The sequence below is a fragment of the Neorhizobium sp. S3-V5DH genome (assembly GCF_004343065.1).
Lineage (GTDB): Bacteria > Pseudomonadota > Alphaproteobacteria > Rhizobiales > Rhizobiaceae > Neorhizobium > Neorhizobium huautlense.
In genome coordinates this window covers 86,234-100,978 of the sequence record NZ_SMCL01000013.1, presented here as the reverse complement: position 1 = coordinate 100,978, position 14,745 = coordinate 86,234, and the positions used below count along the sequence as shown (strand labels likewise).

Annotated in this window: 15 protein-coding genes and 3 pseudogenes; 11 read left to right on the top strand and 7 right to left on the bottom strand. The window is 59.1% G+C overall.

The features are described 5' to 3' along the window. Positions 1-13: 13 nt before the first annotated feature. Together EDE09_RS18130 and EDE09_RS18125 are read left to right on the top strand one after the other, a co-directional pair. Positions 14-799 (top strand): TIM barrel protein, encoded by a 786-nt coding sequence (locus tag EDE09_RS18130; RefSeq protein WP_132412147.1) that lies wholly within the window; start codon positions 14-16, stop codon positions 797-799. A gap of 184 nt (positions 800-983) precedes the next feature. Further along, the gene (locus EDE09_RS18125) at positions 984-1,241 is read left to right on the top strand and encodes a PfkB family carbohydrate kinase (RefSeq protein WP_348631325.1); all 258 of its coding nucleotides are present in this window, start codon (positions 984-986) and stop codon (positions 1,239-1,241) included. Positions 1,242-1,531: 290 nt separating this feature from the next. Here EDE09_RS18125 and EDE09_RS18120 read toward each other — a convergent pair whose 3' ends face one another. Next, positions 1,532-1,669 (bottom strand): AraC family transcriptional regulator, encoded by a 138-nt coding sequence (locus EDE09_RS18120; RefSeq protein WP_245505193.1) that lies wholly within the window; start codon positions 1,667-1,669, stop codon positions 1,532-1,534. On the opposite strand from EDE09_RS18120, the gene EDE09_RS28470 reads away from it, so the two are divergent. Both EDE09_RS28470 and EDE09_RS28465 read left to right on the top strand, forming a co-directional pair. Continuing rightward, positions 1,632-2,099, top strand: a complete 468-nt coding sequence (locus tag EDE09_RS28470; protein ID WP_207914865.1) for a hypothetical protein — start codon at positions 1,632-1,634, stop codon at positions 2,097-2,099. The genes EDE09_RS18120 and EDE09_RS28470 overlap by 38 nt on opposite strands. Before the next feature lie 15 nt (positions 2,100-2,114). Continuing rightward, positions 2,115-2,438 carry a hypothetical protein gene (locus EDE09_RS28465; RefSeq protein WP_207914864.1) on the top strand — a complete coding sequence of 108 codons (324 nt, stop codon included), beginning with the start codon at positions 2,115-2,117 and terminating at the stop codon, positions 2,436-2,438. Positions 2,439-2,534: 96 nt separating this feature from the next. On the opposite strand, the gene EDE09_RS18110 is transcribed toward EDE09_RS28465, so the two are convergent. Beyond that, positions 2,535-3,608 carry a hypothetical protein gene (locus EDE09_RS18110; RefSeq protein ID WP_132412143.1) on the bottom strand — a complete coding sequence of 358 codons (1,074 nt, stop codon included), beginning with the start codon at positions 3,606-3,608 and terminating at the stop codon, positions 2,535-2,537. Between the two features lie 541 nt (positions 3,609-4,149). Here EDE09_RS18110 and EDE09_RS18105 point away from each other — a divergent pair. Further along, a complete protein-coding gene (locus EDE09_RS18105; protein ID WP_132412141.1) occupies positions 4,150-4,743 on the top strand; it encodes a TetR/AcrR family transcriptional regulator in 594 nt (197 codons plus the stop codon). 2 nt (positions 4,744-4,745) lie between these two features. Then, a pseudogene (locus tag EDE09_RS18100) lies at positions 4,746-4,873 on the top strand (IS3 family transposase); the annotation flags it as partial. 54 nt (positions 4,874-4,927) lie between these two features. On the opposite strand, the gene EDE09_RS18095 reads toward EDE09_RS18100, so the two are convergent. The 4 genes and pseudogenes from EDE09_RS18095 to EDE09_RS18080 all read right to left on the bottom strand — a co-directional run. After that, positions 4,928-5,344, bottom strand: coding sequence for a PQQ-binding-like beta-propeller repeat protein (locus tag EDE09_RS18095; RefSeq protein ID WP_132412139.1), 417 nt, complete (start codon positions 5,342-5,344; stop codon positions 4,928-4,930). 397 nt (positions 5,345-5,741) lie between these two features. Continuing rightward, positions 5,742-6,752: an LLM class flavin-dependent oxidoreductase gene (locus EDE09_RS18090; RefSeq protein WP_132412137.1), complete on the bottom strand. Its 1,011-nt coding sequence runs from the start codon at positions 6,750-6,752 to the stop codon at positions 5,742-5,744. Next, the gene (locus tag EDE09_RS18085; RefSeq protein ID WP_132412135.1) at positions 6,749-7,843 is read right to left on the bottom strand and encodes a Gfo/Idh/MocA family oxidoreductase; all 1,095 of its coding nucleotides are present in this window, start codon (positions 7,841-7,843) and stop codon (positions 6,749-6,751) included. Before EDE09_RS18085 ends, EDE09_RS18090 begins: the two co-directional genes overlap by 4 nt. Before the next feature lie 271 nt (positions 7,844-8,114). After that, a pseudogene (locus tag EDE09_RS18080) lies at positions 8,115-8,725 on the bottom strand (NAD(P)-binding domain-containing protein); the annotation flags it as partial. 132 nt (positions 8,726-8,857) lie between these two features. On the opposite strand from EDE09_RS18080, the pseudogene EDE09_RS18075 reads away from it, so the two are divergent. Next, positions 8,858-9,269 (top strand): annotated as a pseudogene (locus EDE09_RS18075) (helix-turn-helix domain-containing protein). Positions 9,270-9,367: 98 nt separating this feature from the next. Here EDE09_RS18075 and EDE09_RS18070 read toward each other — a convergent pair. Continuing rightward, the gene (locus EDE09_RS18070) at positions 9,368-10,285 is read right to left on the bottom strand and encodes a LysR substrate-binding domain-containing protein (protein ID WP_132412133.1); all 918 of its coding nucleotides are present in this window, start codon (positions 10,283-10,285) and stop codon (positions 9,368-9,370) included. A 120-nt stretch (positions 10,286-10,405) separates the two neighbouring features. Between EDE09_RS18070 and EDE09_RS18065 the strand changes: the two genes are divergently transcribed. Genes EDE09_RS18065 through EDE09_RS18050 form a run of 4 tightly spaced genes read left to right on the top strand, consistent with a single transcriptional unit; the run spans position 10,406 to position 14,486 of the window. Continuing rightward, positions 10,406-11,371, top strand: coding sequence for a tripartite tricarboxylate transporter substrate-binding protein (locus EDE09_RS18065; protein ID WP_132412131.1), 966 nt, complete (start codon positions 10,406-10,408; stop codon positions 11,369-11,371). Between the two features lie 50 nt (positions 11,372-11,421). Continuing rightward, positions 11,422-11,874: a tripartite tricarboxylate transporter TctB family protein gene (locus EDE09_RS18060; RefSeq protein ID WP_132412129.1), complete on the top strand. Its 453-nt coding sequence runs from the start codon at positions 11,422-11,424 to the stop codon at positions 11,872-11,874. Between the two features lie 6 nt (positions 11,875-11,880). Further along, complete coding sequence (locus EDE09_RS18055) at positions 11,881-13,386, top strand: tripartite tricarboxylate transporter permease (RefSeq protein ID WP_132412245.1); 1,506 nt, start codon at positions 11,881-11,883, stop codon at positions 13,384-13,386. Positions 13,387-13,403: 17 nt separating this feature from the next. Next, complete coding sequence (locus tag EDE09_RS18050) at positions 13,404-14,486, top strand: tartrate dehydrogenase (RefSeq protein ID WP_132412127.1); 1,083 nt, start codon at positions 13,404-13,406, stop codon at positions 14,484-14,486. The last annotated feature ends 259 nt before the right edge of the window (positions 14,487-14,745 follow it).

Genomic DNA, 14,745 nt, shown 5'->3' with positions numbered 1-14,745 from the left:
TCGGGAAATGAAAATGGAACAGCCGTTCACCCTTGCCGCCTGCGCCGAAATGCTGTGGCGCGACAGACCGATAGAGTGGCGCTGCGCGCGCCTGAACGAAATGGGCTTCGAAGTGGGCCTTTGGAACTGGCCGGATCACGATCTGGGAGCACTGGAAAGATCGGGGGCCACCTTCTCGATCATGAACGGCTATCTCACGGGACGGCTTGCCGATGATGAAGGCGCCGACGAACTCCTGCGCTCTGCGCGCGAAACAGCGCAGATCGGCAAGCGGCTCGGTGTGGCGCGGCTAAATCTGCACGGAACGGGGCTGGGCGAGGGCGGCTTGCCGGCCCGGCCTTGCGAGGTGACGACAGGCCGCATGTGGCTGAAGGCGCGCGATACGCTTGCCCGCATCGCGGACATGGCGGAGGAGGAGAACGTTGTCTTCACGCTGGAAAACCTCAACCTTCCAGTCGACCATCCGGGCACACCGTTCGGCCGCGCCGAGGACACGCTGGCGCTGGTTTCGTCCGTCAATCATCCACGGCTTGCGCTCAATCTCGACCTCTACCATGTCCAGATCGGCGAGGGGAATTTGATCGAAACCTGTAGGGCTTGCCTGCCATGGATCGGCGAGGTGCAAGTGGCCGACGTGCCCGGACGCTGCGAGCCGGGTACAGGCGAAATAAACTATTTGGCTATCGCGCGAGCGCTCCATGAGATGGGTTACCGCGGCCCAGTTGGGCTCGAGGCCTTTGCCAAGGTCAATCCGGAAGCCGCGCTGGAGGCGTTTAGGACTGCCTTTACCATCTCATGAACGAGCTGACAAAGTCAGATTTAGAGGTGTCCTCAAATGGGAGCAATGGATTACAAGGTCGGTGCATCCAGTGACGCCTGGCGGGACGCCGAGCGCTTCATTCAGCCCGCGCAGATTGGATCCTCCGCCAATTCTGTGCGGAGTGAACTGATGCGGTGGATGTCCCTCGGCGCCATGGAAGCTGGTGGCTGTCTTCCCGGAAGTGGTGGTGACTGCCGGTGGTGCCGGTGCAGCCTATGCAAACCACGACGGGGAGGAGATCCTCATTGCAGGGGTCAAGGTTAAGGTCGAAAGCACACACGGCGCCGGCGACGAGTTCATCGGCGTCCTGGCTGCGGAACTAGCATCCAGGAAAACGATGAACGACGCCTTTACAAGGGAAGATATTGACGGTGCGAAACTGGTTGGCACGCCAGAAACGCAGCTTCGGGGTGGAAACTGAGATGGAACGTTGGCAGCCAGGTTTACAAGCGACTTAGTCTTTGCTCCTTCGCACGCGTTCAGCGCTTGATCTTTATTGTCGCGGTTGGTGCCTAGCCGCGATTTATGGATCAAGGGACCTCATGGTATGACGCAAAATTGGGCTGGGTAGCTTCCCGATCGATTGTGCGTTCTGCTTTGCCTTGTGGGGTCAGATTGGCGGCTGAAATCCCCTGCTGAGAACACCAATTGGAGTCTCGACTCAATTTTGAGGGTTTGGCTTATAAAGACGAGTGATGAAAAGGGCTAATATTATTCAAAGTTGCTCGGGCTCACTCCGAACTGCTGTCTAAAGCGTGATGAGAAGTGCGCCTGACTGACAAAGCCACAGCTGTATCCAATCTCGCCCAGGTTGACCGGCTGGTTTGAAGCCCCTGCTTGTCGCAACATCCGGCAGGCCTCCATCAGCCTCATCTCCATCACGACGTCGCCAAAAGTCGGATCCGATTTTGCTCGGTTTACCGATCTCGCACACGGCGATGGCAGGTGTTGCCGATCACCAGGATTATCTCAACGGCACGACATTTGCGTTGGAGCGGCAGGGGGCGTTCTTGGACGCCAGATCAAGCCCGCCATAGTCGACTTTGACGTCCTGTCGCCTGAAAGTGGTCGCGTCGCCATCAACAGCCTCGTCGATGCCAAGGTACACGCGATGTCGACGGCATTCACCTTCACGCCGATTCCGCTGGCGGATGCTTCCGCCAATTACAAGGCGCCGTTCCTGTGGGGCCTGACCCAGCGCGCCATGCCCGAAGCGCTGTTCAGGAACCCGGAAAAGTACCGTCATATCTTCCAGACGGACCCGTCCGAAGTCCATTAAGGCTACACCCTTCCGATGTTCCTTCAGACCATGCAGGACAAGGGTGTATGGAAGCCGAAGAACAACGGCGTCCTTATCGTTCAGGAACAGATTGCCTACAACCAGACGATCTCGAAATGCCTGCAGCAGGCGCTGCCGAAGAGTAAGTTCGAACTCGCCGGCATCACCGACATCCAGTACCCCGTACAGGGCTGGGGTCTGATCATTCAGGACATCAAGAAGATCGGCGCCGGCTGTTGCAGGGCGTTCGCTGCGTCGCCTGCCGCATGCAGAGTTGAGGCAAGCGCGCGGCAGGGCGAGAGTTTTCAGGTTTGGCTCAATATCGCTGCCGCCGAATAATGATCTCGGCACTTCGATGAGCAAACAATGACAGACGGGCTGGGCTTTCACCTCGACGACCGGGATGTCGCTCGTCATCTGTCCGCGGAGAAGAAGTCATGGCAATTCGCGGTAAGCGACGCGATCGGAAGAATAAGAACCGAGCCACAGGGTTTGGCCGACAGGAAGACCAACTGATGTTCCTCCGTATTTCGGGCTTTCAGCGCCCTTGGCCAGAGGTTTCAGGGACAGGCTGTTCGGGTCCAGGTAAGAGACATGATATCCAGACAAGCAAGGAGCACCCTCGGCAGTCGGAGGGCAAAGGTCTGTTCTGGGACCAGCAACAACCAGCTTTTCGCCGACCCAATGAATATTGTCCGGCACACCACCAGGAATTTTGATAGTGTCCAGTTGCGTGGCGGGGGAAGTATTGCTGAGCTTTGTTACTCCCTCTTGGCTGGTGACATATAAAGCCGACCCATCGGAGGACACCTCGATACCATTGTTGCCAGTCCGTTCGGTCCCAGGCATAATCTTGAATATGGCGGTCTCGGGTGTCCACTTGTAGATTGCTCCCGTCGGCTTGCCTGCCCACAAATCTTCCATCGTGTTGTCCGGGTGAAGCATAACAGTGGCATAGACGGCTCCGTCAGGTCCCGAAGCGACGCTGTTAGCGACAAGCCTATCTGGCATGGGAACACAGCCCTGCCACGAAAGCATGGGCTCTTCCCCTGTCATATCGATATCAAAGACCTCGATGGCCTCACGTTCGCGTCCAATATTCATTTTCTCAAGGGGTTCACTGCCCCCATGATTGACCGCGTAGAGCGTGACGTGGCCATTACCGTTGTCCCGGGCGTGGAGACCATGAAGCTGCAGTTCATCGGACGGTGCCTGTGATGGGCACATGTCGAACGGGGCCGTGGCGCTAGACGCGGCAGGCGCAATCCATCTTTTCCACTCCTTCTTATCCGCATCAATCAGGTGCAGCCCACTTCCAGGGGCCATTCCACTTGCTACAATCCAGCGCTCTCCCGGCAAGCTGATCAGGTCCTCCGGCACCTGAATGCCGCAGAGGAACTGCAGATCGCCAGTTGGCGCACATTCGTCCGCGACTGCCGGTTCGGCTCCAAGGGAAAACCAACCAATCATTATTGCCGCGATTGCAGCGCTGCTAGTTTTTAAATGCATGACGTTACTCCGTTAGTTTAATTCTGGATACTGTTGTCGATGACGTGGTTCTCCAAGGGCCTCACTATGTGGCGCATCGGGGAAGGATTTCACCTCGTCCAGATCACGTCTTGCCCGCGCGGCGGCTTCCCGGAGAGCGGTGTTTTGGGCCGGTGGTAACAATCCTATCCTCACTGTCTCGCGGCCCACGCAGCCAGTGTCAGCATAGGGCCAATTTGAATCATTGGAACTTCGGCGCCTATTTCGCCCTCCGGGCCCGGCAAGTCGCGGACGAACAAAAACGTGGCTCGCTCTCCTGCCTGCGCGTCCCGCACCTGGCTGTCGAAGTTAGAATAGTACCTTGGGCGCCATGCCCAAGTTGAGAGCCGTAGCCGTCTCCAAAGTGCATACCGATGATTATCTGTCTGACCATTTCCATTTCCTGCCTTTACCAGAAAGGCCTACCCTGTTCATTGACCAGAACCTACATTATATGGAGACAGTCTCCACATAACTGGAGATATACGGAGAGTCTCTCCGTATTGCAAGGGACTTGATTGCCATGACGTCATCACGGCCTCTCCGCCGACCTCGAAAAGATGCTCAGCTTAATCGCGCCCATATTCTTGAAGTGGCGCGGCAGGCCTTCCGACGTGATGGCGTTGATGTGTCAATGGACGCTCTTGCAAAACAGGCCGGTGTCGGCCCAGGAACGCTTTATCGTCATTTTCGCACCAAGGAGGACCTTCTAGCCTCATTGTTGGCAAGCCATCACGAAGGTCTTGAACGAATGCGCGCGGCTATAGAGGCGGAGGAAGGCCATGCCGGTATTGCGCTGGAGCGCTGGATTGACGCGCTTGGCGATTGGATGCGGGGCTACGAGGGCCTGCCGGAACCGCTGCGAGCAGCATGTCGCGTTGACTCAGCACTGACGGCGACTTGCCAAGGCGTGATTGAAACAACCGACAAGTTTGTGCGTGCGGCACAAGATGAGGGGCTGGCGCGGCAATCAATCACGGGGCGCGATATCTTTCTTGGGGCTTTGGCTATCGCATGGGCAGGTGGAGAGCGAGCGGCGGACGAGAACACCGGCAACACATTGCGCGACCTTCTGAAGCACGGTTGGGGAACAACTACCGCGGTCGCGAACGACTGATCGTCGAGAGCCGGACACATGATGGAAGGAAGTTCCGCATGCTCAACATCATCGATGAATACACCGGGCGTGCATGGCCATCAGGATCGATCGGAAGCTGAACTCGACCGCCGTGGTCAACGTCTTGACCTGTGGCGTTGGAATTGACCTCAGCCCGCATGTCTCGCGAGAGACGCGCAATCCATCACGCTCGGCAACCTCTCGGCCACGCCGATGTCGGCCGACCGCTGTCACGCGCGGAACCCAAGGTATGAGACCAGATCAGCTTGCCGGTAACCAGGTCAATCGCGCTGAGATAGCCGTAGGGTGGCTGCTGACACGGCACGCCGAGCGGCGACATGAACGGCGCGGGCTTGACGGCATAGGGCGTCCCCTTCTGCACGGCCGCGCCACCGACCTCTTCACTCTTCGCATCAGCGCCCAATGGCTTCAACCCATCGGCGTCTGCCTCTTTCCGCGTGATCAGCTGGCTGTAATTGGCAAGCTTCGCCGAGTTCACGACCATGACGCCATGATCCAGGTCGATCGACGCGCCGCCCCAATCGGACCCGCCAACATAGCCGGGCGATTGGATCCACGGCGTCAGGCCGGGCGGCGTCATGTTGCCAAACGAGTATGGCTGTGGCCGCCAGCGCAATGCCGGCAAGAACGTAATAAGGCGACCCGCCCAGAGCGGACAGCCACCCACCCCCCGAACAGAAGGGCGAGTGCAATCAGCCCCAGGACGACCGCATAGATGCGCGTGGAAACGAAAGGCGATCGGGAGCTTGCCATCATATCAATCTTCTCACTCTTGGCTAATTTGGTTTGCTGGTGGACAATCGCGGTATTCTAGGGCCTGCATGTTCACGCGCGCCGACGATGAAGACAGGCAGGGAGGCGATCGTGGCTTGCGAGCGCTACATCTACGAAAGCGGGAACTTCGTTGTGGGCTTCCAGACCCTCTGACGTGGCGGAGCGCAAACTCGGCACCCGTTGGATCCGGGTCGATGCAGCGTCTACTCGGGTGGGGAGGGTCGCGGGTCCTCGGGGTTCATCGCCTCGGCGATCAGCTGGACCGAACGCAGTCGCGCCTGATGGTCGTAGACGTCGGAGACGATCATCACCTCGTCGACCGAAGTCTCGGCAGCGAACGCTTGCAACCCTGTGCGGACGGTATCTGCGGAACCGACGACCGAGCGCGCGAGCATGTGCATCGCCTGCGCCTTTTCATGCGGCGACCAGTAGGTTTCGATATCGTCGATGGGCGGCCTGCTTAATCCGCGACGTCCACTGAAAATGTCGGCGAAGGACATCTGCTGGGTGGTCGCGAGCCGCTTCGCTTCCGCGTCGGTGTCGGCAGCGATGACGTTGATGCCGGCCATGGCGCAAGGGCGGTCGAGCTGCTCGGACGGCTTGAAGCGGCTGCGGTAGATCTCCAGCGCAGGCAGCAGGGTGTCGGGCTGAAAATGGGACGCGAAGGCGTAAGGCAGGCCGAGTTCGGCCGCCAGCGTCGCCCCGAAAGTGCTCGACCCCAATATCCAGAGGGGCACGTTGGTGCCGGCCGCCGGTACGGCGATGATGCGCTGGTCAGGGCCGGCAGGCGCAAGGAACGCCTGGAGTTCCATCACATCCTGCGGAAAGCGGTCCGAGGCCTCCGGAGAGCGCCGCATCGCCCGCACGGCAATCTGATCGGTACCCGGTGCGCGGCCCAGTCCAAGATCGATGCGTCCGGGATAAAGCCGTTCGAGCGTGCCGAACTGCTCGGCAATGATGTATGGAGCGTGGTTCGGCAGCATGATGCCACCGGCGCCAACGCGGATCGACTTCGTGCCGCCGGCAATGTGAGCGACGACGATCGACGTGGCGGCGCTGGCGACCCCCTCCATGTTATGGTGCTCAGCCACCCATACACGGCTGTAGCCCCATTCCTCCGCATGGGATGCAAGGTCTCTCGCATTGTTGAGAGCCATTGCGGCGGGGGTGTCCTGCGTAACGCGGACAAGTTCCAGCAGCGAGAGCGTGGTCATTTCGCGTCCTTTAGGGCAGCGGAACGCTCGATCGCATCGACCGTCTCGTGCAGCGTAACAGCATCTCGGAAGCTGGGCGCCAGGCGCGTGCCCGAGCGGATATCCTGCGCTACCAGGGCGTAGAGCCGGGCGACATTGCGCGCGACCGAACTGTCCGGCCAGCCTTCATAGGCCGAAGCAGGCGGTGTCAGCGGTGCGAGTGCGCTTGCCTTGCCATTGGCGCCTCTGATCGACAGCTGCACAACCTGGCTGTGCCCCGTGGCGCCGGTCACCTGGATATCGCCTTCGGTGCCGTTAATCTCCCACAGCAGGTTGGTCCCGCGAGACATGCCTCCGCGATAATGGATCGAGAACGCCGCCCCGCTTTCGAGAGCGCCGTGGACAAGGACCTGGTCATGGGACGTGTTGGGGATCGTCTCGCCGGTATCGGTCACATGCGCGGTTTTACGACGCGTGATCATTCGTGCGGACAGGTCCCCGAAGCCGCCCAGCACCTCCCGCACTCCAGCAAGTGTGTGGCCGAGCGGGATAGTGAGAAGCGTTGCGCCATTGCTCCGGTCGTAAAGATAGGCGTGCGCGGCATCGGTTTCCCCGCCCCATTCACCGCCACTGCCCACCAGGGTCGTCGAAAGCACCTCTCCGACATAGCCGTCGGCGATGAGTTGGCGCAGATACTCGATTTCCGGTGCGACGCGCATCTGCGTGCCGACCGCCGCCACCAGCCCTTTCGCCTCGGCCAGATCCGCCAACTCACGCGCCTCGGCGAGACCGTTACCTAGCGGCCACTCACAATAGACGTGCTTCCCGGCGTTCAGCGCAGCCGTCACCAGGTTGCGATGATACGGCACTTTCACGGTGACGACGACGAGGTCGACCTCGGGAGAATTGACCAACGCCTGCGCATTCTCAAACGCATATGGCAGTCCGAAAGCATCGGCAGCCTTCCGTGCGCTGGCAAGACTGGTGTTCGCAACGCCGACCACTGCGTAGTCGTTCGGCAAGGCCTTGAGCGCCGGGATGTGGGCGGTGGCTGCCCAATGAAGGCCGGGATTGAGGCCAATGAACCCGACGCGGATTGGCTTGTTAGTCATAAAGTGCTCCAGGTGCTCTTCCAGTTGAGAGATTTAGTCGATCCTTTGAAGACAGGCCTGTTGCAGTTACTACCTTTGGTTCACCGCGCGCGAATGTCCTATCTCCAGACGGGCGCCAAGTTTGCTGTTTTTGCCACAAACCTACATGTAAATGGCGCTGTTCAAAGCGACGAGGAAGGTCCGGGCTGGTGGTCGCGTCCCCGGGCCGTTCCTGTATCACTGCAACTGCGAGGTCGCGGCGCTTCGGAAGTCGGTGGTTCTTGGCTGCCGCCAGCGCGGCTGCCATCTCCTCGTACCGTAGGTCCGTGCAATAGGCAGGGCGCCCGGCTGCTGGCGCCATGAGGCTGCCAGGCTTCCAGCGTCGAACGCGTCGAAACCTGTTGTTTCAACCAGCGCCATAGCGACCGATTTCTTGTCAGCATCGTCACCGGCAACCGGGAGAGCGATCCGCCCGGGCTCAGAGGCAGGACGTCCCTTCTCAGCGAGCGTCATGGTCAGTGCCGCTTTCCAGGCCTTGATGATGGGACGCTTGATCTGCTCGCTAATCCAGACCGCCTCCGGCATGCCGGCATCGACCTTGGAAATCGCCCCGTTGCGGAACGGGTAACGGTTGGACGTGTCTATAGCCAGAACATTCTCTGGAACGTTGGCGAACAAGCCGCCGAGGTCATGATATCTCGAGAAGAGGATCGACAGAATAATGGCGTCAACGCCGATTACTGCGTCTTCCTTCGTCACAGCCGTCGCTCCGACGTCTGAGGCGAGGTCACGAAGCGACTTAGGCCCCTCGGAGTTCGCAAGCTTAATGTGGTGGCCTGCAGCCGAGAGCTTGCGCGCGAGGGTTGATCCGATGTTTCCGGCGCCGATGATACCGATCTTCATCACCATACCTTGTTATTCGTTGGCAAATAAGATCATTCCCAATGAGATGGCTGATGTGCTGCGAAGAATAGGTATAGCTATCTGTTATGGCAAGAACCTACTTAAAAGTGGGTAATAGACCTAAAGGTAAGTATAACTCAAGAACGGGACTGGCGTTGCGATGATCCCAGGCAACAATCGATCTGGGCGGCGGCGACCAGGGATGCGCTGCGTGTGCTGGAAGAGAAACGGAAGATCGTCATCATCTGCCAACTGTTCGGCGCAAAGGCCTCTCCGCTATTCGGAACTGGAGAAGCGTGTCGAGGGCGTGAACCAAAAGATGCTCATACAGCAGCTAAAAGGGCTTGAGACTGATGGTCTCGTCCCGAGGACGGTTTACCTCCAGTTCCGCCGAGGATGTGCCCTGAGCGGGATGGGAGTTGCGCTGGGGCCGTCTACGGCGAAACTCATTAACTCGGCCTTTATGCGACGAGATTCCCACGATGCGGCTTCTCACCAGCCAGTCTCAGGTAGCGCCGATCATGTTGCTGCCGCCGCAAGTTGATTGTCGTTGTAAGGTGGAACCCTGCTCTCTTCCGAAGGTCGCTGCTACAGCGGCACTACAGCTCTTCCTATTACGGTGGGACTTTGAGAGACTGAAGTTCAAGCTGGTTTCCTCTTCGAGGCGACTGCGACCGTCGTCCAGAATTGCTCCGCCAACTCGGTCATGCGGGTTCTGGATCGAATTAGAACGATCTTGACGGGTACCATCCACTCTTCGCTGCCGGCGATGGCAAGCTTTCCTTCTGGCTTCAACTCGGAATTCGCAAGGCTGAGCGGTATCCATGCGACGCCTTTTCCATCAATTGCCAGTGCCTTCAAAACCATTGCCAGGTGAGAGGTGAATACGCGAGACAAATGCAATTCTCTCCCAACGGGCCTCAGGTTGGAGGCCAGTATCCGGCCCATCCCCGATTTTTCGTCGAACGACACATGAGGCACCGGGGTCTCGGGTGTGCCCGGAAGCGAATGGATAGGCGCTCCGCCTTCTCCTCTTTGGGCGACCGGGACAAGCACGTCGCTAGCCAATTCAAGGTGCTTGAAGTCGGCTTCATGCAGGCGAATTTCGCTGTTTGGGTGGAAGTGGCAGAGGAGAAACTGTGCCCTTCCTTCCGCCATCATCTTTTCGCACTCATTCATATTGTCCGAAAGAAGCCTGATTGGTACCGTGGCTATCGACGAGCCTAGACTTTGCACCCATCCCGGAAAAAAGGTGAAGGACAGAGCGTGGGTCGCCGCAAACGTCAGGGTAGCAGTGGCAGAACGTTCCTGGCCTAAGTCATGGCTCGCCTTCTCAATTCTCTGAAGAATATCTTTTGCGGCATCCAGCATAATTTCACCCGCAGGCGTAATCCTGAGGCGGTGGGTCGATCGATCGATTAGGACGGACCCGCTCCACTCTTCAAGAGCCTTGATGCGACGGCCAAAAGCGGGCTGGGTGATATTCCGCATCTCCGCCGCCCTCGAAAAATTGAGGGTATCGGCGAGAGCTCGCAGATCCAGAAGCCAGGCAGTATCCATTTCATCCCCTCACTTACGGCACCAATTGAAGCCGAAACGGCATTAGACCGTCAATCGCTTGTTAGCGAATGTTGATTTGAGGAGTGCCGTTGTTGGAGACAACGGCAAATGGAGGAAGAAATGAAGACACTATCAATTATAGCGGCCTTTACGCTGTCCGTCACCTCGGCAATTGCTGCCGATTACCCGGAACGCAATATATTTATGATCGTTCCCTACGCAGCGGGTGGGCCGACCGACACAATCGCTCGACTGACCGCAGACGCCATGTCGAAGTCGCTCGGCAAGCAGATTGTCGTAGAGAACGTCGCCGGCGCAGGCGGAACGATCGGCGCCCGCCGCGTCGCGGACGCGGATCCGGACGGTTACACGATCCTCGTCCATCACATCGGCATGGCGACGGCTCCGGCCCTTTACCGGCAGCTGCCTTACAAGCCGATGGAGGCGTTCGAGCCGATCGGACTTGTCAGTGACGCTGCGATGACAGTCATCGCGCGCAAGGAGTTCCCTGCCGAGACATTTCAGGAACTTGTCGCGTACATCAAGCAGAACGGTAACAAGGTCACCTATGCCCACGCCGGGATTGGCGCTGCGTCCCATCTCTGCGGTACATTGTTCATGTCAACCATTGGAACCCAGATGACGACCGTTCCCTACAAGGGGAACGGCCCGATCATGACGGATTTGCTCGGCGGGCAGATCGATATGACTTGTGATCAGGCAACGAATACCGTTGGGCCGATTTCGCAAAAGCAGGTCAAAGCCTACGCGATTACCAGTGAAGCGCGGGCTGCCACGCTGCCCGACGTGCCGACGACGACAGAGGCCGGTTTGCCTGAATTCCAAGTCGGCGTCTGGCATGGCGTATACGCGCCCAAGGGCACTCCGAAGGACGTCCTGGACAAGTTGACGTCGGCGCTCCAAGCCGCAATGGACGACGGTACCTTGAAAGAACGCTTCGCCCAGATCGCCACCATGCCCGCGACGAAAGAGCAGGCGACCCAGGAAGCGCTTCGTACCAAGCTCGATTCCGAAATCAAGCGGTGGGATCCCATCATCAAGGCTGCTGGCCAGTTCGCAGATTAACGGTGGTGGTTCGGCTGGGGCAAGCGCCCCGGCCGAACGGAGGTCTTTCCATGGATATCAAGAACATCGCCGCTTCCGGCACGCTGCTGGCTGTCGGGATCGGGTTCGGCATTTCATCAATATTCACAATGGACGTCGGATCGGCGCTCAGAATGGGGCCGGGCTATTTCCCCCTGATACTATCGATCGTCATCACGGTGATCGGGGTTGCCATTGGCATCAAGGCGCTCACCCAGACGGAAACGTTTCGCCCGCAGATCGCACCCCTGCGAGCGCTGGCCGCGATCATCGTGGCGCCGATCCTGTTTGGCCTGACCGTCCGTGGCCTGGGGTTCGTTCCGGCGGTGGCGCTCACCACACTGTCTGCCGCATCGGCGGCGGGAGGGCAGAAGCCGCTGGTCGTTCTTGCCATCACTCTCGGCATCACCGTCTTCTGCCTCGGCGTCTTCTATTATGGACTTGGGCTGCCCGTCCGTCTTATCGGCCCCTGGCTGGGAGCGTAGGCCATGATGGACCTCATCGGAAATCTCGGGCTCGGCCTGAGCGCGGCTCTGACGCCCTATAACATTCTCTTCTGCTTCGTAGGAACGCTGCTTGGAACGCTGGTCGGCGTTCTCCCGGGGATCGGCCCGACGGCAACGATCGCCATGCTCCTGCCGATCACCCTGTCGCTCTCGCCCGAAACATCCCTGATCATGCTGGCCGGCATCTACTACGGCGCACAGTATGGCGGCTCGACGACGGCGATCCTCATCAATCTGCCGGGCGAATCCTCGTCGGCCGTGACGGCTCTGGACGGATACCAGATGGCACGGCAGGGGAGAGCAGGGCCGGCGCTTGCCGCCGCCGCGCTGAGTTCCTTCTTTGCCGGCACGATCGCGACCGTGGTTGTGGCCGCCCTCGCACCGCCCTTGACCTCGATCGCGTTGAAATTCGGCTCACCCGAATACTTCGGTCTGATGGTGCTTGGTCTTGCCGCCTCAATCGTGCTTGCGCGCGGGTCGGTGCTGAAGACGATTGCCATGGTATCGATGGGACTCGTCTTCGGACTTGTGGGAACAGACATCAATACGGGGGCGATGCGTTTTACGCTTGGTCGGCCGGAATTGGCGGACGGATTGAATTTCGTGGCCGTTGCGGTCGGTCTCTTCGGGATCGCCGAAATCCTGCGAAATCTGGAGACGACGATCGAGCGAACCGCAGTCGTCAAGCGGGTTGTGGGCCTCTGGCCAACGCGCGCGGATCTAAAGGCAATGGTGGGGCCCGCGTTTCGGGGTACGCTGCTCGGCTCCGCCCTCGGCGTTCTACCAGGCGGCGGGGCAATCCTGGCGTCTTTCGCGTCCTATGCACTCGAGAAGAAAATCTCCAAGACGCCGGAGCGCTTCGGCAGCGGGGCGATCGAGGGCGTCGCCGGACCAGAGGCCGCAAACAATGCAGGGGCCCAGACGTCGTTCATACCGATGCTGACGCTCGGCGTGCCTGCCAACCCGGTCATGGCCCTCATGATCGGCGCAATGATCATCCAGGGCATCGTGCCCGGACCACAGGTGGCGACCACTCAGCCAGCGTTGTTCTGGGGCCTGATTGCCTCGATGTGGATTGGCAACCTGCTTCTCGTCATCCTCAATCTGCCGTTGATCGGTCTCTGGGTCAAACTTCTGACAGTTCCCTACACGGTGCTTTTTCCGGCGATCCTCGCCTTTGCCTCCATCGGCGTCTACAGCGTGAATTCCAATACGTTCGATCTCTATGTGATGGCGGCTTTTGGCGTGTTTGGCTACGCGTTGTCGAAACTTGATTTCGAGCCGGCTCCCATGCTGCTGGGGTTTGTCCTCGGTCCCCTGCTGGAGGAACATCTTCGCAGGGCGATGACGATATCGCACGGCGACATCTCCGTCTTCGTCACCCGGCCCATTAGCGCAGGGCTTCTGACCGTCGCCCTTCTGGTGCTGGTCATCGCTTTTCTTCCCAACATCGCGAGACGTCGCAATCAGGTCTTTGTCGAGGAAGACTGATCCAACTGGAGCATACCGTGGAAAACAGAACCAACCGCGTACACAAAATTGCCTCTATCGCTGGGGATGGGATCGGGAAAGAGGTAGTCCCCGAGGGCATCCGGGTCCTCGAAGCGGCATCGAAAAAGTTTGGCTTCGAACTCCAGATCGACAGCTTCGACTTCGCCTCCTGCGACTACTACGTGAAGCACGGGCAGATGATGCCGGAGGACTGGAAGGCGCAGATTGGTAGTCACGACGCCATCTTCTTCGGGGCCGTCGGCTGGCCCGAGCTTGTGCCGGACCATATTTCGCTCTGGGGCTCGCTCATCCAGTTCCGGCGCGAGTTCGACCAGTATGTCAGTCTGAGGCCCGTGCGGTTGATGCCCGGCGTGACGTCGCCTCTCGCCGGCCGCGGCCCAGGCGATATCGACTTCTATGTCGTCCGGGAAAACACCGAAGGTGAATATTCGTCGATCGGCGGGCGCATCTTTCCGGGAACGGAGCGGGAAACGGTTCTCCAGGAAACGGTGATGACGCGGATCGGCGTCGATAGGATCCTGAAGTTCGCCTTCGATCTCGCTCAAAACCGTCCGCGCAAACGACTGACGTCCGCGACCAAGTCGAATGGCATCTCCATCTCGATGCCCTATTGGGACGAGCGGGTCGAGGAAATGGCCAAGTCCTATCCAGATGTCGCCTGGGACAAATACCATATTGATATTCTCTGCGCCCATTTCGTGCTCAACCCGGACCGCTTCGACGTGGTCGTCGCATCGAACCTGTTCGGCGACATCCTTTCGGATCTTGGACCCGCCTGCACGGGTACAATTGGCATCGCCCCTTCGGGCAATATCAACCCGGAGCGAAAATTCCCGTCCCTGTTCGAACCCGTCCACGGATCAGCCCCTGACATTGCCGGGCAGGGGATTGCAAATCCCATCGGCCAGATCTGGTCGGCGGCAATGATGCTGGATCATCTGGGAGAGCATGAAGCTAGCGCCGCCATCATGGCCGGGATCGAGTCGGTTCTCGCCGATCGGAGGCTTCGAACACGCGACCTGGGTGGGGACGCGGACACCGTCACTTGCGGAGAGGCGGTTGCGCAAGCGATCCGATGACATGCTCAGCTGTGGTCTCGTAGCGGATGCAGCGCGATGAAGCCCAAATGGGCATCGCTACGCTTATGCATGGCGTCGAGGCCAAACAACCGAAATGGGAGAAATCTGCGTTTTAACAAACCATTCCAGCCGTAACATTAGTCTCGCAACCTAAACCATAATGCCCAAATGGCACTAATTCAAATCGGCACGGCATTGGAACGGCTGTTCTCGCTCTACTATCAAAGCACCAGTCGGCCCCGCCCGATGGCTGCGGAGG